The following is a 23423-nucleotide window of genomic DNA, read 5'->3' on the forward strand; positions in this document are numbered from 1 at the left end:
TCGATATTTATGTGATAATTATCACACTTTATGCTAGAATTTCTTTGATGCCAAAGGTTGTGTGTGTTTTTTAATTTAGATCAACTGCACGTTTAGCATTTTGCAAGGAGATAAACATGCTGATTCTGACCCGACGTGTCGGAGAAACATTAATGATAGGGGATCAAGTCAGTGTTACTGTGCTTGGTGTCAAAAGTAATCAGGTTCGTATTGGTGTCAATGCTCCTAAAGAAGTATCCGTTCATCGTGAAGAAATCTACCAACGAATTCAACATGAACGCGCTATGCACGAACATTTACAACACCTCGATCAGGATTATCAGCCTTCTTTTGAAGATGATAATTTCTCACAGAATAACTTTAATCGTTAAACATTAACTGTTCTTCATATTAAAGCGGCCCTAAGGCCGCTTTAAATTTTTCAGCAATCAGATCAATCCCAGAATTTTTTTCACAGGCGCATAACTACGTCGGTGTTCATCAATAACACCATGCTCTGCTATAGCTTCAAAGTGTACTTTAGTCGGATAACCTTTGTGCTTTGCAAACCCAAACTGTGGGTATTTCTGATCCAGCGCAACCATTTCACGGTCACGGGTCACTTTTGCAAGAATACTTGCTGCTGAAATTTCAGCATGGATTGCATCACCACCAACCACAGCATCACAACTCATCTGTAAGCCTTGAGGGACTTTATTTCCATCGACGAGCACATGATCGGGCTGAATTTTCAGTGCCTCAACCGCACGACGCATTGCAAGCAGAGATGCCTGCAAAATATTGATTTCATCAATTTCAGTATGGGTTGCTTCTGCAATTGCCCAGGCCAGTGCTTTTTCCTGAATTTCAATAAATAACTTTTCACGTTTTTTTTCGGTCAGTTTCTTTGAATCGTTTAATCCTTCAATTGGATTATTCGGATCAAGTATCACTGCAGCAGCAACGACTGAACCCACCAATGGACCACGCCCTGCCTCATCGACACCAGCAATTTTCATTTCATTTTCCAAAAAAAACAGACTGAAACTGTCAGTCTGTCTAAAATTTTTATAATACAGAATTACTGAACAGCTTCAGCAACACATACATTGATCGTTTTAGTCACGGCATTACTGACAATAGTCGCACGAGCCTGAGGATCAAGTGCCGCTGTTGCCAGATCTACAGCAGTCACACTTTGAGGTGCTTTATCACTGACACAGCCACAGATTTCCGACTGTACATCAGTTTTCTGAGTCTCTGTCATCAACTTTGTTGCCGTTTTCCATGCAGGTAAATTGTTCAGCTCAGTTGTACACTTGGCATTAATCGCAATTTTCAAAGCAACTGTTCCCAGCTGCTGAGTCGGAGTAGCTGCTGCATCTGTACCAGTAGTACCTGTTGAAGCACACGCGGTCAAGAACATTGCAGCGGGTACAAGTAATAGAGCTAATTTATTCACTGTTTCTTCCTTTTTATAAACATGTAGGCGTATTCTGCCCAAAGAAGTAAAATTTAGAAATATGAAATTGACCAATATCAGCTATATGAACAAAAAACAACATTTCTCAGCGTTGCAAATATTCAACATATTGTTCTATTCGCACCATTTTAAGCTGCCAGTCTAACCCTTAATATGAACCCAATTCTGCTATCATTTCATTTATTATGAACAATACATCCAAGTACTACACAAGAACAGCACAATGGCTTCACTGGTTAATGGCAATTATTTTCATTGTTGCCTATGTGATTGGTTTTTATAGCGGTAACTTTTTAAGTTATGAATCCGATGGCAGTTTTAAAGGTAATGTCATTACATTACATAAAAATATCGCATCAGTTTTAATTTTCCTGATCGTGATCCGAATTTTCTGGCGTTATACCCACCCTGCTCCTGAGTTGCCTGAAACCATGTCTCCAACCATGAAGAAACTGGCACATTTTGGGCATTTAGCTTTATATCTGGTCCTGCTTGCACTGCCGATCACTGGCTGTTTATTCAGCTGGAGTGCTGGACACCCTGTACCTGTTCTATACTTATTTGAAATTCCACGCCTGGTTGAACCAAATGATGATTTACTCATGATTGTAAAACCATTGCACATTTATATTTCATGGGCAGCAGGTTTACTGTTAATCGGTCATATCGGTGCGGCATTGAAACATCACTTTATTGATAAAGACAATGTTTTAAGAAGCATGATGCGCCAGAAAGACTAAGTTTTGTTTGATACCATCCATTAAACCATGATTTTAAGCACATCAAATGATGTGCTTTTTATTAGCTTAAATTTAAAAAATCAATATTTTATAAACGGCTAATTGTTAATCCTGAACAAAAACTATTTTAAAACTTCCTGCGCACATCCTTTTAAACTGCTTACCACAGCCTGATGAATGACTTTATTTTTAGTTTCTTCATTGACTGAAGCCATGACCAGATCTTTATTTGACACATCTTTCAATGCATTTTCACCGACACAGCTACAGATTTTTTGCTGTGTATGCTGCTGTTCAGAATCATTCCAGAATATAGACGCTGCCTTCCATATTTTCGAAGATTTCAGCTCACTTTGGCATTGCAGTTCGATCAGTGGTTTCAACATTTTCTGGCGTATTGTGTGAGAATCTGTTTCTGCACACGCTACCGTAATCGGAAGTATGGTCAATAAAGTCAAAGCTGTTAAAAATTTCACACATTTTTCCTCAAAAAAAAGCAGTGCTGAAAACACTGCTTTTTTAAAACTGTTCAGGATAAATCTGGATTGATTTAAGCCAGAGCATCAATCTGATTGTTCCATTTTTGCTTTTCTGTATCAGCAATAAATGAAGCATCAAATGAATTCTTCGCCAGCTTCTTTAAGTCATCGTGTGTAAGATCCAGAGCTTCTGCAATCGCAATGAAGTTATCATTCATATAACCGCCAAAATACGATGGATCATCAGAATTTACAGTCACATGCACACCTTTCTGCAATAAGCGCTGAATATTATGTTGTGCCATATCATTCACAACACATAACTTTAAATTACTGAGTGGACACACCGTTAAAGGCATTTTTTCAGCAATTAAACGCTCCATCAATGCCGGATCTTCTTCAGAACGCACACCATGATCAATACGGTTCACTTTCAGTAAATCCAAAGCTTCCCACACATATTCAGCAGGACCTTCTTCACCTGCATGTGCCACAATCAGGAAACCTGCTTCACGTGCTTTTGCAAAAACACGTTCAAACTTAGAGGGTGGATGCCCCACTTCACTTGAGTCCAACCCTACGCCAATAATCCAGTCTTTATAAGGCAAAGCCTGTTCCAGGGTCGCAAAAGCAGCCTCTTCACTCAAATGGCGCAAGAAGCACATAATCAGATGTGAACTGATACCTAATTTCGCCAGGGCATCATCACAGGCACGCTGCAAACCATTAATCACCGTTGCAAATGCCACACCACGGTCAGTATGCGTTTGAGGATCAAAGAACATTTCAGTATGAACAACGTTATCTTCTACACATTTTTCAAAATATGCCCAAGCCAGATCATAAAAATCCTGTTCATGAATGAGTACAGCCGCCCCTGCATAATAAATATCAAGAAAAGACTGTAAATTATGAAAATTATATGCCTGTTTCACTTCTTCCACAGACTTGTATGGAATATCGATCTGATTGCGTTGAGCAATGGCAAACATGAGTTCCGGCTCAAACGTGCCTTCAATATGTACATGCAGTTCAGCCTTAGGCAAGGCACGGATAAGCTCTGATCTATTCATGTTTCTATCCTCAAATTTCACTTCAGTTTTCAAATATTTTAAAATAAAAAAGGGCGTAAACTGAGTTTACACCCTTTTCCAGATGCAGATAATCAGCCACCAAAAGCAGCAAACTTAATCACCCAGAGTACAGCAATTATCCAGACCATATACGGTACAGTTGCAGCCTTACCAGTAAGGAGTTTAACCAGTGCATAGCTGATAAAACCCATCGCAATACCATCTGCAATAGAGTACGTAAATGGCATGAATACAATCGTCATAAATGCCGGAACTGCTTCAGTGATATCATCCCACTCAATATTGGTGATTCCTTGCAGCATCAGCACACCCACAAATAAAAGTGCAGGTGCAGTTGCAAAACCGGGTACAGACTGAGCAAGTGGCGCCAAAAACAGACAGGCAATAAACAGAATACCGACAACGACAGCGGTTAAACCTGTACGACCGCCTGCTGCAACACCTGCAGAAGATTCAATATATGGTGTTGTTGAAGATGTACCTAAAGCCGCACCCGCAACAATTGCACTTGAATCTGCAAACAATGCCTTTTTCAGACGTGGCAACTTACCGTCTTTCAGTAAACCCGCACGATGCGAAACACCAACCAATGTCCCTGTAGAGTCAAACAGATCCACCAGGAAAAATACAAAGATCACACCGATCAGACTTGCTTCAAACAGTCCTGTGAAATCCATCTGCATAAAAGTTGGTGCAATTGAAGGAATTTCCCCAACCACGCCTTTGAACTCATTGATTCCAAGCAATGTTGAAACTGCTGTAATGGCCAGGATACTGATAATGATAGCACCACGGATTTTGTAGTGATGCATCACCACCACCATAAAGAATCCAAGTAAAGCCAGGATCACCTTAGGATCTTTCAGATCCCCCAGTCCGACCAGTGTTGCAGGATTATCTACAATAATTCCTGCATTTTTCAGCGCAACCAGTGCCAGAAATAAGCCAATCCCACCGCCAATAGCAAATTTAAGTGACATCGGGATGGCATTGACAATTGCTTCACGGATCTTAAACATACTGATGGCAATAAATACCAGTCCTGAAACAAAAACTGCTGCCAGTGCAACCTGCCATTCCACGCCCATTCCCATACACACAGAATAGGTAAAATAAGCATTCAGCCCCATACCGGGTGCAAGTGCAATCGGATAATTTGCCACAATACCCATGACGAAACATCCGATCGCAGCAGCAAGACAGGTTGCTACAAAAACTGCGCCATGATCCATTCCTGTTTCAGAAAGAATCAAGGGGTTTACAATGATGATGTAGCACATCGTCAGAAAGGTTGTTAAACCTGCAAGAACTTCAGTTCTGAACGTGGTCTTGTTTTCACTTAGCTTGAATAAACGTTCAAGCAAACCAGTGGATGTTGGATTAGGAGTCGTCATGACCTAGCCCCTGTTAATGAATTTCCTGTTGAAAATACTGAAAAATACAAAATGCATTCCAGTAATTCACAAATAGATAGGCAATGTGAAGGCAAAAAATATGCCACAGCATCATAAAACTCTGTTTAAAATCCTGAGTGATCAAGAGCATATAAACAGTCGTGTATATTCAGATATAAACAAAAAAGCTGCATAACCTTTTATGCAGCTTCAGTCCATAAAATAAATCAGGATCTCCAGACCAGAGACCGACCTATTATTTGATTGGCAAATTATATCATACTGTTTTTTTTATTTTCAGAAATTAATCATCGGACTGACCGCAAACAGACAGAAGGAAACTCAGAGTTTTTTAGCCTCACCCATCAATGTTCCATTCGTTACGTTACTTGGCTGAGTTGAATCAATCTGAATAATTTTACGATTCGGATTGGACTCAATCTGCTGCAATGACTGTTTTGCATCACTGATGACCTGATTCATTTCTTTTTGCTGTTTAATGACTGACTGTTGATAGGCGATATACCCGACCAGACCAACAGCAGCAATAAAACTTATCGTTAAGGCCTTGCTCATGGTTGACAGCTTATGAATAAATTAAATGCAATATAACAAAAATCCAACCATTTATGTGATCTAAGTCACATTTATTTTATCAATACATCTGTGCCTTTTATTGCTAATTTAAATCAGTCATCAATCTGTAATGAATCACTCGACTGAATTTCGCAATCAGCCCATTATTTCTTTTGACAGCATGCCCGATCAGCACCGCACTCACTCATGCACTTAACAGCACTGATAATTTATAAATACAGGACAGAGCTTAAGTATTAAAAGTACAAGCTATGAATTGACTACAATTTAAAATACAAAGAATAAAAAAAATCCTATAACTTTGGGGAAAATTATAGGATTATTAAGACGGTTATTGGGGAATAACCGCAGTGCTCAAAAGAGTTTTTACTCTTCATGAAGCAATAATGTGACATAAGTCACATTATTGCAAGTATTTGTGATTTACCAACCTTGGAATTGATAGTTTTTAAGTCTTAAAAACTGAATTTTTAATTATGAATACCTCAAAAAATCTTACTTCCTTCAAAATCAATAAATAGAAAAACAGTATTATTTATCTTTTCAGTATTTTTAAATCACACCCAATTCGTTCAGATTCTGTCAAATTGTCCTGTATATCACCAGTCTGAATCACATCAGAAAATCAGTTTTGATACAGGGATCGAAACTTCCCTGAAACCCTCTGACATAGCCGACATGAAATTTCATTCTTTCCTGTATAAAGAAACAGTATGAGAAAAGAGGCTATTCCAAGCTGTGGATTGTATTCTCGCTGCGCCCGATTCAGTTTCACTCACATCTGACAGTTTTCAGGTTCAGTTCACGCTTATAAACAGCCGTTTAAGATTTTATCAATGAAGAATTAAAAACCAGATCCCCATCCTGAAACTACGAAAATATTTATTTGTTTTTAGAGCAGTATTTGCCTATAATGAGCCCTCGCAATTTTTGCGGCTCAATCTGTTGGCTGTTTTACAGCTGACTTCAGATTGTGACTCCTTGCTTCGTTCATTTTTGAATGGGGCTGTATAAACCGTAAGGAGCTGACAATGCGTCACTACGAAATCGTAATTCTGGTACACCCAGACCAAAGCGATCAAGTTGTGGGAATGGTAGAACGCTACATTTCTCACATCAAAGATGCTGAAGGTCAAATTCACCGTCTTGAAGACTGGGGTCGTCGCCAACTGGCTTACCCAATCAACAAAATTCACAAAGCTCACTACATTCTGATGAACATCGAATGTGGTCAGACTACGCTTGATGAACTTGAAGAACTGTTCCGTTATAACGACGCGATTCTTCGTAATGTTATCATCCGTCGTGAACACGCAATCACTGAAGAGTCTTTACTGGCTAAGAGTGCTGAAGAAAAACGCGCGCGTAAAGCTCAGCGTGAAGAAGCACAACAAGCTCAAGATTCTGTTGAAGCATAAGGAGAACATCAATGGCACGTTTTTACCGTCGTCGCAAGTTCTGCCGCTTTACAGCTGAGAACGTTACGTACATCGACTACAAAGATATCGACACTTTAAAACAGTACATCACTGAAAACGGCAAGATTGTTCCTAGCCGTATTACAGGTACTAAAGCTCGTTACCAGCGTCAGTTAGCACTTGCTATCAAACAAGCTCGCTTCCTTGCGCTGATTCCTTACACTGACAATCATAAGTGAGGTTGAGCCGTGGATATTATCTTATTACAACGCATTAAAAACCTTGGTAAATTAGGCGATAAAGTTTCAGTTAAAGCTGGTTACGGCCGTAACTTCCTTATCCCTCAAGGTAAAGCAGTTGCTGCTACTGAGTCTAACACTGCAGCTTTTGAAGCTCGTCGTGCTGAACTTGAGAAAGCTGAGGCTGAAGTTTTAGCTACTGCTCAGGCACGTGCTGACCAACTGAACGAAGTTAACATCGTGATCACTGCTAAAGCTGGTGACGAAGGTAAACTGTTCGGTTCTATCGGTACTCGCGATATCGCTGAAGCATTAACAAATGCTGGCCTTGTTGTTGACCGTGCTGAAGTTCGTTTACCGAACGGTGCACTTCGTCACACTGGCGAATTCAACATCGCAATTCAATTGCACCATGATGTTGCTGCTGAAGTTCTCGTTACTATCGTTTCTGAGTAATTTTCTGCAAAAAAAAGAGCATGCTTTCGCATGCTCTTTTTTTATTTCCATTTTTTATTTTTAATCTTTTCAGGTTGTTAATTTCCCCTGTTTTGCTTAAATCAGCTTATTCAACTTTCACCCCGTGCAAGAAGTTCATTTTTGGATTATGATAGGTCTCCGCAGACTTACTTTTTCTGTTTTATTTAAAAATCAAGGTCTTATATGTCTCAGGCTACTGCCACAGCTACAGCAAATACATTTAAAAATGATGCAAAGCCATCTGATAATGCTCAGTTGAAGGAATTTCGTACGCCCCCACATAATCTGGCTATAGAACAGGCAGTACTGGCTGCACTAATGACGGTTGCTGAATCCTATGAGCAGGTCAGCGACATACTCCAGGAAAATGATTTTTATGCGACCCGCCATAAATATATTTTCCGTGCCATTGATAAACTGGCAAAAGAAAACTCACCTTATGATGCCGTACTGGTCAATGACTGGCTGATCAAACAGAATCAGCTTGAGGCTGTAGGTGGTGAAGAATACCTGATGCAACTGATGGCAGATTCTCCATCCAGTTTTTATAATCTTGAAACCTATGCCTCTAAAATTAAAGAATTTTCAACCTTAAGAAATATGATCAAGGTCAGCACAGAAATCCTCCAGAATGCCTATGACACGAAAGGTCGTTCTGTCAGTGAAATCCTGGACCTGGCAGAAACCAATATTTTCCAGATTGCGGAACAGCACAACAACAATAAAAAAGATGCTGGCCCAAAAGCGATCAATACCGTTGTGGCTGATGTTTTTGATAAGTTGAATGAACTATCTCAGCTCGATGGCAACATTACCGGTCTGACCACTGGTTTCACCGAACTGGACAATAAAACATCGGGTATGCAAGCCGGTGATATGATCATCGTTGCAGCCCGTCCATCCATGGGTAAAACTACATTTGCCATGAATCTGGTGGAAAGTGTTCTATTCAACTGTAACCTGCCCGCACTCGTTTTCTCTATGGAGATGCCTGCAGACTCGATCGCCATGCGTTTAATCTCTGCCTACGGTAAAGTCCATCAGGGTCATTTACGTTCGGGTAAACTCGATGGTGATGAATGGTCCAAAGTGACTGGTACTATCCTGCAGTTACAGGAAAAGCATCTGTATATTGATGATTCATCTGCCCTGCCACCAACTGAATTACGTGCACGTGCACGACGTGTAGCCAAACAACACGGCGGTAAGTTGGGTTGTATCATGGTCGATTATCTTCAGTTGATGAAAGTTCCTGGCATGGGTGATAACCGTGTCGGTGAGATTGGTGAAATTTCACGAAGTTTAAAGGCACTGGCTAAAGAAATGCAGTGCCCTGTCATTGCACTGTCTCAGTTGAACCGTTCTTTGGAGAACCGTCCAAATAAACGCCCTGTCATGTCAGACTTACGTGAATCAGGTGCGATCGAGCAGGATGCCGATTTGATTATGTTTATTTACCGTGATGAGGTTTATAACAAAGAATCGAAAGAAGCAGGTACAGCAGAAATTATTATCGGTAAACAGCGTAACGGTCCAATTGGTACTGTGCGTTTAGCTTTTGAAGGTCAATATACCCGTTTCAGTAATTTATCCCCTGAATACTATGCGCAATATGATGATGAAGAGTAAGGGATTCCCTGCTCTTTGTTTCATAAGTGGGCTTTAATTTACCGTTTTATATTCAGGCTGATATTTTCAAAACTACGACTTAAACCAGTTGATCAGCCTTTCCCACCACAACTTCCAACCCGACATTGCTTGTGAATATTGAAGACGATTATTCATTTCAAGTGATGGAAATGCCTTATTTAACTGCTGACAGCCTGGATATTTTTGTTGCAGTTTTGCCAGATAATAAGCCTGATCATATTCTAAAAAACCATCCAGAATTCCTATGTCTTTCCGATTTCCCAAGGCACAATTCGAAGTTTGTTTATTCCACGCTAAAAATGGTGCAATCGGTTTTGAAATACTCAACTGATCATTCTCACAACTTAGTTCTGCAAATGAAGCGATCTGATATTGCTCAGATTTCCCACCATCAGGTACGTAAGCTAAACCAATAATTAAACTGTCTTTCGCAATATTTTGGCTCGAAAATGTACTGTGCCATTGTGTCGGTTTGGCATATTTAAACCCATCCAGCAATGAACGGAAAATAAATTGATCTGAACTGAGCTTTACAGCGAAATTTGAGCCGTCACTCGGCACTGCTTGAGAACTTTGGAAACGTGCAATAAATACATCATCCGCTGAGTGCGGCATACATGCCAAAACTGACTGCGTAAAAAATAATGCACACAATCCGATAGGATAAAAAATTTGTATCTTTAATTTATTGATCATATTCAAACTTAAGATGCATTTTTCAAAATTTCTTTCAGGTCATTTAAATTTTGCGTCCAAGCTTCATAATCATCTGAGTCTTGCCACAACTCATCCAGTTCAGAATTTTCCTGCGTCAAAATATCAATCACGATAATGGCTTTTTGAATCAAAGCAGTAGATGGTCGAGCATCTAATTGATCAATCCACTGACTCACACCATCCAAAAAATCCAGATCCTGTGTACCCTGTCCTGTGATTTGAGCCAATACTTCCGCTGCCGCATGGGCAATACTGCCATCGTCAGCATCAATAAAATCTTCATTTTTATCTGCAATGACCTGATCTAAAGCTTGCTCTATCACCACAAAGCCCGTGCTTTCCTCTAATTCAGCCGCCCAATCACAAGCAGTATCATTACCAAATGGTTCGTGTGACCATGCACCCATTTTCACTATCCATTCAAAATTATCATGTTTATAAAATGTACAATTTCTCAGCAAAGATAAAGCCTGAAATATTTACAAATTATTTATCAGTCACAAAAATTTTCGATCTTATATTTAATCATGATCAAAAACATAAATGTTGATGTTTATTTCAAATTGAACGGCATACAATAGCTAATATCGGAAAAATCCAATCCAATATTTCCAAAATGACGTGCAGCTTTGACTGCACGTTTATGTTTTTTAATCTTCCTGAAGGAGTACTCAGGGTGCGCCAAGCAACAGTTTATATTGACAGTAAAGCACTGCAATATAATTTAAACCGTGTTAAACAACTTGCCCCAACTGCTAAAATTGTCAGCATGGTCAAAGCCAATGCCTATGGACACGGCGTAAAAGACTGTTTAGCCGCCTTAGCTGAAACGGATGCGTTCGGCGTTGCCTGCCTTGAAGAAGCTTTAGAAATTCGTGCATTGGGCTATCAACAGCCGATTACCTTAATCGAAGGTATTTTCAGTGCCGATGAAATGGCTGTGGTGGTTGAAAATAACATTGAAGTCATCATCCATCAGCAAGAGCAACTGGACTGGTTGCGCACTCAAAAAGAGACATATATTGCCAAAGGCTTAAAAGTCTGGGTTAAACTCAACAGTGGCATGAATCGCTTAGGTTTTAAAGTCCCTGAAATTATTGATGTGATTCACGCACTCAAAGCAGATGGCTTTACTTGCGTACTTGCAATGCACTTTGCCAATGCCGATGCAGAAGATCATCCGCTCAATGAACAACAAAAAAATCAATTCTTAGATGTCAAAGAAGCCTGTGCTCCAATTATGGCTTCATGCTGTAACTCAGCTGCGATATTTAAATGGCCTGAATTAAATTTTGACTTTGTCCGTCCAGGCATCATGCTTTACGGTGCATCGCCTTTTGCGGACAAATCTGTCAATGACTTAGACATCAAACCTGTCATGACGTTTACTGCAGAAATTATTGCTTTAAATCATATCCAGGCGGGTGAATCGGTCGGTTATGGTTCAACATTTGTTGCAGACACTGAGATGGATATAGCCATTGTGTCTATTGGTTATGGGGATGGTTATCCACGTGCATTTCCAAAACAGAACTATGTTGCGATCAATGGTCAACCAACACCTGTAATTGGTCGTGTGGCAATGGATATGATCGCGATTGATGTCACAGGTTTAAATGCGCCTTTAGGTACAGAAGTTGAACTTTGGGGTAAAGATCGCTTAGTCGATGATGTAGCTGAAGCCAATGGTACGATTGGTTATGAATTGCTGTGTCGTATGAGTAATCGCCCTGCTCGTAAGCAAGTCTGAGCTTTATAATTTTTTAAGCCCCTCGTTCTAACCTTCTATAAAAAAGCCCCTCATCCTAACCTTCTCCCACAGGGAGAAGGGATTTCCAATATATTTTATAACTTATGTAAGGATGGGATTAAGTCCATTTCAAAGATTTTTTAAGTTGGCATAGCTCTCTAATTTATTGATAAAACAAATCATTCCACTCACTGAAAAAAATCATCATTCGGTTTTGGTAAATCTTGTAAACCTTTCTTCAAGGTTTCAGACCATTGCTTACTGATATTCTGAAAATAAGGCTCATCTTCATTGATTCTTTTTCCTTGTGGAATCACAAAAGAATCTTTTTGATAGACCAAAGTATCCAACGGCATGCCTACAGAAACATTGGAACGCAAGGTAGAATCAAAAGAAATTAAACTGCAACGTAAAGCTTCGTCTAAAGGCATGTCATAACTTAGAGCACGATCCAGAATCGGCTTACCATACTTACTTTCGCCAATCTGAAAATACGGCGTATCACTCGTCGCAGAAATGAAGTTCCCTTGTGGGTAAATATTATACAACTGCATTTCCTCGCCCTTGATCTGACCACCGACCAATAAACTACAGAAATAATTGCTTTGCTCCTGCGTATCTTCAGTTACATCTGCGATCACTTTACGCAGGATTTGCCCCACCAAACCTGCAACTTCAAACATGGTATTTACACCATATAGATTGGGCTCTTGTTTGAGTGCCAAATGATTTTGCAAATGCCCGATGACTGCTTGAGTTGTTGCCAAATTTCCAGACGTTTGAATGCAAATGAAACGCTCATTCTGCACCCCAAATGTATACAGTTTTCGATATACCGAAATATGATCTACACCTGCATTGGTTCGTGTGTCACTGATAAATACCAAACCTTGTTTGAGTCTTAATGCACAGCAATACGTCATAAGTTTTCTCTGTAAATGTCAGCAGGTCAGTACCTGTACAATCGACTGCATTGTCTCTGTACCACCCTTTTCACGTACACCCCTGATCGGAGCAACATCCCAGTAATCCCGACCCGTTGCCACATACACATGTACCTGAGGGCTAAAGATCTGATTGCTGATATCAAAACAATACCATGTGTCATTTAAATAAGCCTCTGCCCAGGCATGACTGGCAAGGTGCGTACTGTTATCCGCAAACAGATAGCCTGATACATATCTTGCAGGTATTCCCAGGGCTTTACACATAGCGATAAAGACATGACTGTGATCCTGACAGACCCCCTCTCTACGCTGAAATGCTTCTATTGCAGACGTACAGACCGAAGTCGCCTGAACCTTATACGGCATATACTGTAAAAGTGCCTGCGCCAGTTGTTTCAACTGATCCACGGTATTTTCCCTGACATATCTGTGTGCAAAACAGCGCATTTCAGCATCCGACTGTGTCATGGCAGTGGGCTGTAGAAATATGAATGGATTAAGACTGCACTGGGGCCCCTGCCCAGTTGCTGGATTCAGCTCAATCACGCCCTGAACCATAATGGTCATCTGCGAATAACTGTAACGCTGAACTGCCGTCAACCAAGGGTTGTGAAAGACATCCATCTGCTGCTGCCAGTCACCCGGTACACTGATATTCCAATGATGTACTTTCTGATGAGCATTGCTTACAGGCATCATTTTAATATACTGAATACTGTTGCAGGCAGTTTCACTGTACTGAAAATGCGTCTGGTGATTAATCATGAGTCGCATGTGCCCACCTCAAAAATATGCTGCAAACCATCACTCAACTGATAAAATCCCTTCAAATCCTGATGTCTTGTAAACTCAAGTAATGTTTCACTCAAGGCAACCCAGCCCACTGGTTTCATCAGTGCTGTAATCTGCTTCAGCTCCACAACAGTCTGCTCAATTTTCTGTTTCAGCCTGAGCTGTCGATCCAGCTGCTCAATGCATTGCCCCAGTTTAAAAAATAAAAATATTTCTTCAGACTCTGCTTCCATCACATCATGGCATTCATCCACAACATCACAGATATAAGCCGCATTTACGCAGGCATTTTTAATATTCTGATTCAGTTCAGCATAGGCTTTTGCAGAAATCAAACCCCTTAAATCCTGCACATTATCTTTTGCATACTGAAACTGCCAGCCAAAAGATGAAGGCTGTTCAGCATCCAGTACCAGTTCATTCAAAGATGATGCATCAAAAGCCGGCAAGCAGAAAGCATGAGCATAAAGCAATGCATCTTCATTGTTTTCAAAAGGAAATTGACTGCATAAATACTGGATACGTTTTAAATATCGCCCTAACCAAAAAATCTGTTGTGCATTACTGTTCAATAAAATCATCTTTCACTCCCGTATCAGCAGTTATGAATGCAATGGATCTATGACCCATGTGTCTTTTACACCACCGCCCTGCGAGGAGTTCACAACCAGGGAACCTGCCTGCATTGCCACCCTGGTCAGACCACCAGGGACAATTTCTGTCCGATAAGGAGAACTCAGAATAAATGGTCTGAGATCAATATGCCGTTCAGCAACTCCATAATCTGCAAGTGTCGGGCATACCGACAACTCGAGCGTAGGTTGAGCAATATATAAATGTGGATTTGCTCTGACTTTATCCCTGAACTGAGCAATCTGCCGTGGTGTGGACTGAGGACCGATCAGCATGCCATAGCCACCTGATCCCTGTGCCTCTTTGACAACCAACTGCTCCATATGTTCAAGCACATATTCCAGGTCTGCCTGCTCACGGCACTGCCATGTCGGTACATTTTTCAGTACTGGTTTTTCTGCCAGATAAAACTCAATCATCTTATCAACATAAGGATAAATGGATTTATCATCTGCAACGCCTGTTCCAGGAGCATTAGCAATCACGACATTATTCCGCAGATAAGCAGACATCAGACCTGGCACACCCAGTGTACTGTCTGAACGAAAGCTCAAAGGATCAAGAAAAGCATCATCCAACCTTCTATAAATTACATGGACTTGCTGTTTACCCCTGACTGTTTTGACATAAACCTTATCTTTTTCAACAAAAAGATCACGTGATGTCACCAAAGGGACATCCATTTCCCTTGCAAGGAATGAATGTTCATAATAAGCACTGTTAAAACGCCCCGGTGTCAGAACCACAATCAACGGACGATCAACTGCTGAGTTTTCAGCAAGAATTTCTTTTAACAGTTGTGGATACTGCTCAATCCCCTGAATCTGACTCTGCTGGCACAATTCCGGTAACAGCTGCTGACTGATTTTTCTGCTTTCAAGCATGTAGGATACGCCTGATGGTGTTCTGAGGTTGTCTTCCAGTACATAAAACTCACCATCTTTATTACGGATAATGTCTGTTCCACTGATCTGACTGTAAATTTTCCCTTTCAGCTGATGACCGCACATCTGGGGTAAAAAAGCCTCATGGGTCATGACCTGAAGTTCAGGAACAATGCCGGTTTTTAAAATCTCCTGCTGATGATAAATATCATGCAGAAACAGATTCAAGGCTTTTACCCGCTGTTCACAGCCACGTGCAATCATGTTCCATTGCTTACCGGCAATAATGCGCGGAATCACATCAAACGGAATCGTTCTTTCAGTGCCTTCCTGCTCACCATAAACAGTAAATGTAATCCCCTCATAAAGAAAATGATCCCTGGCTGCACGGTTCAGTAATGCCAGATCATCCAGGGTCTGGTCTCTCAGCCATCCCTCAATCCTGGCACGGCTTTCAGCAGGAATATGACTGTCATCATGCAGTTCATTAAAAAACTGAGATCTGAACTGAGTCATTAAATCATGTGTCTTTACCGATTCTGTAGATGAAATATTCCCTGTATTGACCACCCTTTCTTCTGCAACATTCCCTGTATAATTCTCCAGCACAGAATTTGTATCCCGATCTTCTTTTAGCATACAAACCTCGTCATTGTTGTATTGTACAATGGATTAAGCAATAACAGTGCCAGCTGAATGCTTATCGCCTTCTGATTATTTATTCACCAAAGTCGCATAGACTCAATGTAAGTTTTATTCAAAGATGTATCAAAATATAGCCCGTACTGGACACAAAAACTTGCCATTCTGGCCAGGTTTTCTTATTGTGTGGCTATCCCGTTTTTTACGATAAATTCAGCCATTTTTTGATTTTTAAATTATGTCAGCACAAGAAAAAGAAACATCCAACAGTCTCTACAGACAATGGCAAATTTTATCCCGTCTTTCTTCAGGAAAATGGACTGGTACACGTGAGCTTCAGGACACCCTGCAACGGGAAGGTATTGATATCAGCCTGCGTACCATTCAGCGTGATCTCAATCAGATTTCTCAGCGGTTTCCAATTGAAAGTAACAAGGAAGTCCCACAGGGATGGCGCTGGCGGGCAGATGCTCCGATTCAGAGCCTGCCTCATATGACCAGCTCACAGGCGGTTACTTTTATGATGGTGGAAGAACACCTGAAACATCTGCTTCCCCCAAGTCTGCTGGATGAAATGAATCCCTGGTTTGATCTTGCCCGTAGAAATCTGTCCACACAGAACAATGTCCGTCAGTGGATCAACCGTGTGCGGATTGTTCCTGCCAGTCAGCCTTTGATACCGCCGGTCGTGGAAAAAAATGCTCAGCAGTCCATTTACGAGGGACTTTTACAGGATAAGCAACTGGAATGTATTTATCAGGGACGCAACAGCCCTGAAGAAAAAACCTATATTCTTAACCCACTGGCACTGGTACAAAAAGGTGCAATTATTTATCTGATCTGTACCCGTCATGACAAAACGGATATTCAGACCTTTGCATTGCACCGATTTAAATCAGCCACTGTCATGAATACCCGTGCATTGCATCCTGTAAATTTTGACATAGACAGTTATATTGATTCGGGCGCATTAGGATTCCGAGTCGATTTCAGTAAAGCCACTGAAAATATTGAACTGAAACTTACTGTTGCAGAGTCTGATCTTGCTTATTTTGATGAAAGTCAGCTGAGCATGAATCAGAGTATTACCCGTCTGGATAATGGTCTGTATGAAGTAAAAGCACTGGTTCCGTTTACATTACAGCTGGTCTGGTGGTTACGCAGTTTTGGTAAAAAACTGATCCAGATTGAACCTGCTGAAGTTCATAATGCTGTGCATGAAGTTACGGCACAGACGACTGAATAAAAAAAGTCCCTTTACAGGGACTTTAGCAGTTTTCATATTCATCTTATTTTTGTTTTAGCACATTGACAAGGAAGGTCATGATTCATCTGGTGGATGTATTTTGCTCTTCTTATCCATCTCACTCCTTCTGAATCAAAACCTCACTGCATTCGTGAACACATGGAATAACATCGGCAAGCAAGTTCTGCTGTGTTATATCGGATGGATTTTTTAGTCATATTGCGGACTCCTCTCGTTGGCTATAAAGCTAATGTACAGACACTCAATCCACTTGTGAAATAAACAGTTTTGCAGAATAAATCTTATTTTCAGCTAAGAAGCCAAAAGAATTACAATATTCAGAATATAAAAAAGGACAGCATCTGCTGTCCTGAAAACTTCTGAGGATTAAATTTTTAGTCTTTTTTCGATGCTTTATAGCGGGATAATGCAGTTACAGCAACAGCTGACAGTAAAATACCCGGTGCACTGGCAACAAGAATACCTGTTGTCCCCAGCCCTAAAGCCAGAATCTTTCCTGTCAGCAATGGTCCTGTCATCGCACCCAGGCGACCCAGCGAAATTGCACTGCCGACACCTGTCACTTTACCCGCGGCTGAATAGAAGATTGGAGAAATACCATACAGAATGGACTGACCGCCTGTAGAGAAAATTCCGCCCATAACACCTGCAACAATAAGTACCGGAATAGAGGTTGTTGTAAACAGTGTAAATACTGAAATAAACAGACCTGTATAAATAATAACGGACATCTGCCACAGTTTCAGACGGTCAAGCAGATAACCAAAGGCAAGCGTACCAACCACAGCACCGACCTGAAAAACCAGCATGATGGTAAATGCCTGTTTCTTTTCAAGCCCCTGCTCCATCAGCAGATTTGGCAACCAGCTGATCAGAATATAATTGACCATCAGGGTAAAGAAAAAGCTGACCCACAAAGGCAAAGTCTGCTGATATTTCTTCTGTGAAAACAGAATCTCAGACATCCCTGGTACATCGCCTGTACCTTCGGTCACTGTCTGTTCTTTTCTTTTGTCTTTTAGAATAAATGCCATGAAAGGAATCAGAACAAGTGGTGTAATCCCACCGATCAGAAACAGTGTATGCCATGAAACATCCGGAAAGAAAATGCCCAGACCTGCAACAAAAATTGCGCCAACCGGTAAGCCACAGTACATCAGACTGTTCAGTTTTCCACGGTTTGCCTCTGTCGCCTCATCACCCACAACTGAAATCATGGTTGGCATCGCAGCCCCAAGTCCAAGCCCCGTGAAAAAACGTGAGAGATAAAGAATTTCTGTATTTGGCGCAATTGCACTCAGGCTGAAAAACAGACCGAAAATTGCAATCGACAGCATCAGGACTTTTTTCTGTCCCAGATAGTCTGCAATACGACCACCAAAGAATGCACCAAATAACATACCAAATACACCCAGGCTGAATACATAGCCCATCTGTACCTGGTCCAAGGAAAATGTCGCTGCAATTCCTTTCGCAGCAATACCGGGTGCCTGAAGGTCAAATCCTTCAAAGAATGCCACCCAGAAACACAAAAATACAGTAAGGAATTTTTGCATTTTTCCTGATTGTTGACTTGCCATAATCGAACTCCATTCATAAAGCGTATATACGGTCATACGCCATGGCATGGAGTGTCTGCCTAAATTCAGAGAATAAATACCACTACAATGGTCGGAATTACTTTTAGTTTTTTAAGCCCATTAAGACCTAAAACGTTGTATTACAATATTTCCAACATATCACTACTTAATAATAACTATAAAAACAATATCTTATATAGAAAAAACATTTTATTGATCGAATCATAGCTAAAATCAATAGTGATATATATTTTTATCTTCAAAAGACTTTATTCCTTATCATCACATTCATCCTACCTGCATCAAATACAAGTTCAAAATCTTTAATCTGGAAAAACCACTGTCCATTTGGCTCAAATCCATTATAATAAAATAATTATATTTTTTAATAAGTTATAAAATGAGTTTTACAGTACAGGAAGTCGCACAGCTTTTAAAACAAGCAAAAGAAAATGAAAAGCCTTATGTCTTTTTTACAGGTGCAGGTTGTTCAATCTCAGCTGGCGTCCCTTCCGCTACTGGTTTGATTGAAGAAATTCATACTCTGTTTCCAATCCAGGCTGTACGTTTGACTGTTTTCAATAATTCATTTCTCTCTAGAGATCCCTATTTCTTATCTTTCCATGGCCTTGCATTTTTCCTTGGAGGAATTACCGTCTGAGGATCGAACCAAATTGAAATATTTCCTCACTTGATTAGAGCTTAATTATAAGAGGAGCAATTCGTTGTACTATACATTTTGAATACAGGCTTCTTCATTTGGAAATTATATTGCTGAAGAAGCCTTTAAGAATAGCTTTGTGCAACAAAGCCATGAATAAGTAAAGAATAGATTAGCAACCTACTCTTTATTTAATTCACCAGTTATCCTATATATTTGAATAAAAGTTAGTAAACAATCACAGTCTTTCATATCAACATATGATTTCTAAACAACTTAAGAAGATTTAAATATTAGACAATTTATCTGAGAATTTGCTATAAAAAGTAAATGCTTCCCAAATATTCTCATCATTTGCATATCTAACTAAAGAAATAATTTGATCAAAGCTAAATTTATTTGATTTTTCAATAATTCTAAATACAATATTTTTAATAAAAATATTTGGATTAACAATATTAGCCTTACACCATTCGAATGATACCTCACTCGCACTCAATAATTTTTCAAAATATATTTTTTCAAGTGGATCATCAAAAAAATCTATTAAATTAATTATTGTAGAATCTGACAAATATACAATTTTTTCAAAAAAGAAGGCTCTAGCTATTAAATTATTATGGTGTAATCCTTTAACAAAAAGCTTGCCAAACAGGCTCTGATCTAAATTCAAAAAGATCGGTCTTACCAAATCGCACCACACTCTAAAATCATTCACTTTAGCAAGTTCATTAGCAATATTTTCTATAGTTTCATTTTTTTTCAACCTATCATCTGTCAGCTCACTTAATATACTTGAAATCATACGAGCTAACTCATTAGTATTATTCTCTCTTAATACAATTGCTAACCCCTCTATAGCGCTTTCATCATAATTTATTAAATCACTAATATCATTAGCAACACGACCCTGAGTACCACTACCATAAATTTGTTCTTTCAACAAATTTATGGTTTTTTCACAATTATTATTACTTAACATTTTCTATAACAACCTTATCTCGATATTTGAATTCTTTTATTAACAAAGTCTAACACCTCTCTTTCTCTTTTTAATCTATCAACATGAGTAATCCAACTTTCCACCAAATTTAAGTTTTTCACCATTCCATACTTTAATACTGTGCTCAATATAACCTTTAACTGTTTCTAAAGATTTTTTATCACAGCCTATTCAGAATATTATCCTTAACCTTATCGAGAGACCCATAGAGCCTTTCACCAGGCTCTGTCATCATTTCAGAAATATTTCTCAGAGGCTTTGTTGCATAAAGACTTTAAAGATAGGGCTTTCCTAAATTGCTCAAATTTAAGTGACAACTTGGGTATGCGGTCGGACTAATTCTGTAATTTTTTTAACACAGCTATGATGACTCATTTATCAACAGACAAAGACCTAGACAATGTCCACAATGAACATCAGTTCATTGAACTTTTAAATCACTTAAACTTAAAAGCAAAAGAGGAAGCAGAAAAGTAGCCTAAACCAAAAAAGCCTGCTTCCGCAGGCTTCCTCGATTTTTTTAAAACCTAAGCAGATTTTTTCGTTTGAGCATTCTTACGGATGGTAATCATCACCAACTGAACTGCCGCAGGTGTTACACCTGGAATACGGCTTGCCTGACCTAAAGTTTCAGGACGGACATCTTTCAGTTTCAGAGTAATTTCACGGGATAGACCTGAAACCACATCATAATCAAAATCTGCCGGAATACGTGTATCTTCCAGACGTTTCATCTGAGCAACGTCTTCCTGCTGACGGTTAATATAACCCGCATATTTCACCGCAATCTCGATCTGTTCACCCACAAATGCAGATACTTCAGAACCTGTCAGTTCAGCAATTTGAGCAAAACTGATATTCGGACGTTTCAACAGATCAATCGCAGAAGACTCTTTAGAAAGATCATCACCCGTCATTTCAACGAATTTTTTACCCATTGGATTGTTTGGTGCAGCCCAAAGGTGTTGTAAACGTGCTTTTTCAGTTTCTACTGCTTCCATTTTTTCACAATAAGAAGCCCAACGTTCATCGTCCACAAGACCCATTTCACGACCAATGGCTGTTAAACGCTGATCAGCATTGTCTTCACGAAGCATCAGACGGTATTCTGCACGAGAAGTAAACATGCGATACGGTTCTTTGGTACCAAGTGTAATCAGGTCATCAACAAGAACGCCCATATACGCTTCATCACGTTTTGGTGTCCACTGCTCCTGATCCCACGCACGGCGTGCAGCATTTAAACCAGCCAGTAAGCCCTGCGCACCCGCTTCTTCATAACCTGTGGTACCATTGATCTGACCAGCAAAATATAGGTTATTGATGGATTTCGTTTCCAAAGAGAATTTCAAAGATTGTGGGTTGAAATAATCATATTCAATTGCATAACCCGGACGAAGAATGTGCGCATTCTCCATACCACGGATTGAGCGAACCAGTTCAAACTGTACGTCAAAAGGTAAAGAAGTTGAAATACCGTTTGGATAAAGCTCATGCGTATCCAGACCTTCTGGCTCAAGGAATACCTGGTGAGAATCTTTGTCTGCAAAACGGTGAATCTTGTCTTCAATGGATGGACAGTAACGTGGACCAACCCCTTCAATCACACCAGTATACATTGGGGAACGATCCAGACCACCACGGATAATCTCATGCGTACGCTCATTGGTATGCGTGATGTAACAGTTCACCTGCTCAGGATGCATTGAAGCATCGCCCATAAATGACATGGTTGGCGATGGGAAATCACCAGGCTGTGGTGTCATTACAGAGAAATCAACAGAACGTGCGTCAATACGTGGTGGTGTACCTGTTTTTAAACGACCCACTGGCAGTTTCAGCTCACGTAGGCGTGCAGCAAGTGAAATTGATGGTGGATCACCGGCACGACCACCTGATGAATTATTTAGACCGACGTGGATTACACCACCGAGGAATGTACCCGTTGTCAGGACAACTGTTTTCGCATCAAAACGGATACCCATCTGTGTGACAACACCTTTGACGGTATCACCTTCAACGATCAGATCATCTGCTGCCTGCTGGAAAATATCCAGGTTTGCCTGATTTTCCAAAGTATCCCGAATAGCCGCTTTATAGCGGATACGGTCAGCTTGCGCACGTGTCGCACGTACTGCCGCGCCTTTACGTGAGTTCAGAATACGGAACTGAATACCGCCTTTGTCGGCAGCAAGTGCCATTGCACCGCCCAGGGCATCAATTTCACGTACCAGGTGAGATTTACCAATACCACCAATGGCCGGGTTACAGCTCATCTGCCCCAAAGTCTCAATGTTATGCGTCAGGAGCAACGTCTGTCGCCCCATACGCGCCGCAGCAAGTGCCGCTTCCGTACCAGCGTGACCGCCGCCGATAACAATGACATCGTAAACTTTAGGATAATGCATAGTGGTATAGAGAGATAAAAAAAGAATGACAGATCATTATAGCAAAAACCATCGAATAAGTTGACCCTGTCACTCAATTATCTTGTACTGACCGGACAAATCCGTTTCATGCCTTTTTATGTTACTGAAAGCCTGTGGTTGTTTACTGAAACAGCACTGGATTCAGATTGTTTTTTTCTGAGTCTTTTTTATTCTGAATAATGTGAATCTGAACAAACGAAAGGATTAACATGATGAATAAAATTTTCCCCGTTTCATTTCTGATGTGTGGTTTGCTGTTCAGTTCCTTTGCACTCCAGGCAAATGACAAAGTTGAAACCATTTATGACGCACAGAAGTTTCAGCAGGTCTGTAAAGGAAAAACCCAGGGAGATCAGGTCAGCTTTGCCTTCAGAGGAATTATCTGGAATGGCACATGTGAACCTCAGTTTTTTGCATCTTCCAGAAAAGCAGCCATCAAAGGTGATGAAGCCGAATTAAATTCAGTCTGTCAGAGCGACAGCAACACAAAATCAATCAATATAGAGGGACAGGAAATTAAAGGTAAATGTGCTTTAGGTTTTGTTCCCCCACAACCAAAGTCATAAAA

The 23423-nt window shown here is 40.2% G+C and carries 25 protein-coding genes; 10 read left to right on the plus strand and 15 right to left on the minus strand.

The genetic code is table 11. The features are described from left to right. Positions 1-116 precede the first annotated feature (116 nt). Entirely contained in the window at positions 117-371 is a 255-nt protein-coding gene (gene csrA / locus CDG61_RS10640; RefSeq protein ID WP_087550910.1) for a carbon storage regulator CsrA, read from the plus strand. Between the two features lie 57 nt (positions 372-428). On the opposite strand, the gene rnhB is transcribed toward csrA, so the two are convergent. Next, on the minus strand, positions 429-998 hold the full coding sequence (gene rnhB, locus CDG61_RS10645; RefSeq protein WP_087550909.1) for a ribonuclease HII: 570 nt from the start codon (positions 996-998) through the stop codon (positions 429-431). Positions 999-1060: 62 nt separating this feature from the next. Further along, on the minus strand, positions 1061-1405 hold the full coding sequence (locus CDG61_RS10650) for a hypothetical protein (RefSeq protein WP_087551068.1): 345 nt from the start codon (positions 1403-1405) through the stop codon (positions 1061-1063). A 242-nt stretch (positions 1406-1647) separates the two neighbouring features. On the opposite strand from CDG61_RS10650, the gene CDG61_RS10655 reads away from it, so the two are divergent. Next, positions 1648-2202 carry a cytochrome b gene (locus tag CDG61_RS10655; RefSeq protein ID WP_087550908.1) on the plus strand — a complete coding sequence of 185 codons (555 nt, stop codon included), beginning with the start codon at positions 1648-1650 and terminating at the stop codon, positions 2200-2202. Positions 2203-2324: 122 nt separating this feature from the next. Here the strand turns inward: CDG61_RS10655 and CDG61_RS10660 are convergent, their stop codons facing one another. The 4 genes from CDG61_RS10660 to CDG61_RS10675 all read right to left on the minus strand — a co-directional run bounded on the left by CDG61_RS10660 (position 2325) and on the right by CDG61_RS10675 (position 5745). After that, positions 2325-2678: a hypothetical protein gene (locus tag CDG61_RS10660; RefSeq protein ID WP_087551067.1), complete on the minus strand. Its 354-nt coding sequence runs from the start codon at positions 2676-2678 to the stop codon at positions 2325-2327. Positions 2679-2752: 74 nt separating this feature from the next. After that, positions 2753-3754, minus strand: coding sequence for an adenosine deaminase (locus CDG61_RS10665; RefSeq protein ID WP_087550907.1), 1002 nt, complete (start codon positions 3752-3754; stop codon positions 2753-2755). Between the two features lie 92 nt (positions 3755-3846). Further along, a complete protein-coding gene (locus tag CDG61_RS10670; protein WP_087513865.1) occupies positions 3847-5169 on the minus strand; it encodes an NCS2 family permease in 1323 nt (440 codons plus the stop codon). A gap of 342 nt (positions 5170-5511) precedes the next feature. After that, positions 5512-5745: a hypothetical protein gene (locus CDG61_RS10675; protein WP_087550906.1), complete on the minus strand. Its 234-nt coding sequence runs from the start codon at positions 5743-5745 to the stop codon at positions 5512-5514. A gap of 1052 nt (positions 5746-6797) precedes the next feature. Here CDG61_RS10675 and rpsF point away from each other — a divergent pair. From rpsF to dnaB, 4 genes are all read left to right on the plus strand, one after another. Then, positions 6798-7184: a 30S ribosomal protein S6 gene (gene rpsF, locus CDG61_RS10680; protein ID WP_087513863.1), complete on the plus strand. Its 387-nt coding sequence runs from the start codon at positions 6798-6800 to the stop codon at positions 7182-7184. A gap of 11 nt (positions 7185-7195) precedes the next feature. Next, positions 7196-7423, plus strand: a complete 228-nt coding sequence (gene rpsR, locus CDG61_RS10685; protein WP_087513862.1) for a 30S ribosomal protein S18 — start codon at positions 7196-7198, stop codon at positions 7421-7423. Positions 7424-7432: 9 nt separating this feature from the next. Further along, on the plus strand, positions 7433-7879 hold the full coding sequence (gene rplI / locus CDG61_RS10690) for a 50S ribosomal protein L9 (protein ID WP_087513861.1): 447 nt from the start codon (positions 7433-7435) through the stop codon (positions 7877-7879). Between the two features lie 204 nt (positions 7880-8083). Continuing rightward, the gene (gene dnaB / locus CDG61_RS10695) at positions 8084-9529 is read left to right on the plus strand and encodes a replicative DNA helicase (protein WP_087550905.1); all 1446 of its coding nucleotides are present in this window, start codon (positions 8084-8086) and stop codon (positions 9527-9529) included. 72 nt (positions 9530-9601) lie between these two features. On the opposite strand, the gene CDG61_RS10700 is transcribed toward dnaB, so the two are convergent. After that, the gene (locus CDG61_RS10700) at positions 9602-10246 is read right to left on the minus strand and encodes a hypothetical protein (RefSeq protein WP_416240686.1); all 645 of its coding nucleotides are present in this window, start codon (positions 10244-10246) and stop codon (positions 9602-9604) included. Between the two features lie 8 nt (positions 10247-10254). Continuing rightward, positions 10255-10674, minus strand: a complete 420-nt coding sequence (locus CDG61_RS10705) for a DUF4259 domain-containing protein (RefSeq protein ID WP_087550903.1) — start codon at positions 10672-10674, stop codon at positions 10255-10257. 269 nt (positions 10675-10943) lie between these two features. Between CDG61_RS10705 and alr the strand changes: the two genes are divergently transcribed. After that, positions 10944-12017 carry an alanine racemase gene (alr, locus tag CDG61_RS10710; protein WP_087551066.1) on the plus strand — a complete coding sequence of 358 codons (1074 nt, stop codon included), beginning with the start codon at positions 10944-10946 and terminating at the stop codon, positions 12015-12017. Positions 12018-12205: 188 nt separating this feature from the next. Here alr and CDG61_RS10715 read toward each other — a convergent pair whose 3' ends face one another. From CDG61_RS10715 to CDG61_RS10730, 4 genes are read right to left on the minus strand one after another with little or no spacing between them, the layout of a single operon-like run. After that, positions 12206-12940: a proteasome-type protease gene (locus tag CDG61_RS10715; protein WP_087550902.1), complete on the minus strand. Its 735-nt coding sequence runs from the start codon at positions 12938-12940 to the stop codon at positions 12206-12208. 18 nt (positions 12941-12958) lie between these two features. Further along, positions 12959-13738 carry a transglutaminase family protein gene (locus tag CDG61_RS10720; protein ID WP_087550901.1) on the minus strand — a complete coding sequence of 260 codons (780 nt, stop codon included), beginning with the start codon at positions 13736-13738 and terminating at the stop codon, positions 12959-12961. Next, positions 13726-14337 (minus strand): alpha-E domain-containing protein, encoded by a 612-nt coding sequence (locus tag CDG61_RS10725; RefSeq protein ID WP_087513852.1) that lies wholly within the window; start codon positions 14335-14337, stop codon positions 13726-13728. Before CDG61_RS10725 ends, CDG61_RS10720 begins: the two co-directional genes overlap by 13 nt. Before the next feature lie 21 nt (positions 14338-14358). Beyond that, entirely contained in the window at positions 14359-15912 is a 1554-nt protein-coding gene (locus tag CDG61_RS10730) for a circularly permuted type 2 ATP-grasp protein (protein ID WP_087550900.1), read from the minus strand. A gap of 241 nt (positions 15913-16153) precedes the next feature. Here CDG61_RS10730 and CDG61_RS10735 point away from each other — a divergent pair, with 241 nt between their 5' ends. Then, entirely contained in the window at positions 16154-17161 is a 1008-nt protein-coding gene (locus CDG61_RS10735) for a helix-turn-helix transcriptional regulator (RefSeq protein ID WP_087550899.1), read from the plus strand. Between the two features lie 395 nt (positions 17162-17556). On the opposite strand, the gene mhpT is transcribed toward CDG61_RS10735, so the two are convergent. After that, the gene (gene mhpT, locus CDG61_RS10740) at positions 17557-18762 is read right to left on the minus strand and encodes a 3-(3-hydroxy-phenyl)propionate transporter MhpT (protein WP_087513892.1); all 1206 of its coding nucleotides are present in this window, start codon (positions 18760-18762) and stop codon (positions 17557-17559) included. A gap of 400 nt (positions 18763-19162) precedes the next feature. Between mhpT and CDG61_RS17575 the strand changes: the two genes are divergently transcribed. Further along, positions 19163-19423 carry a hypothetical protein gene (locus tag CDG61_RS17575; protein WP_087550898.1) on the plus strand — a complete coding sequence of 87 codons (261 nt, stop codon included), beginning with the start codon at positions 19163-19165 and terminating at the stop codon, positions 19421-19423. Positions 19424-19709: 286 nt separating this feature from the next. Here the strand turns inward: CDG61_RS17575 and CDG61_RS10750 are convergent, their stop codons facing one another. Then, positions 19710-20405, minus strand: a complete 696-nt coding sequence (locus CDG61_RS10750) for a hypothetical protein (protein ID WP_087550897.1) — start codon at positions 20403-20405, stop codon at positions 19710-19712. Positions 20406-20953: 548 nt separating this feature from the next. Continuing rightward, positions 20954-22834, minus strand: a complete 1881-nt coding sequence (gene mnmG, locus CDG61_RS10755) for a tRNA uridine-5-carboxymethylaminomethyl(34) synthesis enzyme MnmG (protein ID WP_087550896.1) — start codon at positions 22832-22834, stop codon at positions 20954-20956. 233 nt (positions 22835-23067) lie between these two features. Between mnmG and CDG61_RS10760 the strand changes: the two genes are divergently transcribed. After that, complete coding sequence (locus tag CDG61_RS10760; protein WP_087513848.1) at positions 23068-23421, plus strand: hypothetical protein; 354 nt, start codon at positions 23068-23070, stop codon at positions 23419-23421. The last annotated feature ends 2 nt before the right edge of the window (positions 23422-23423 follow it).

Source organism: Acinetobacter sp. WCHAc010052 (assembly GCF_002165295.2).
GTDB lineage: Bacteria > Pseudomonadota > Gammaproteobacteria > Pseudomonadales > Moraxellaceae > Acinetobacter > Acinetobacter chinensis.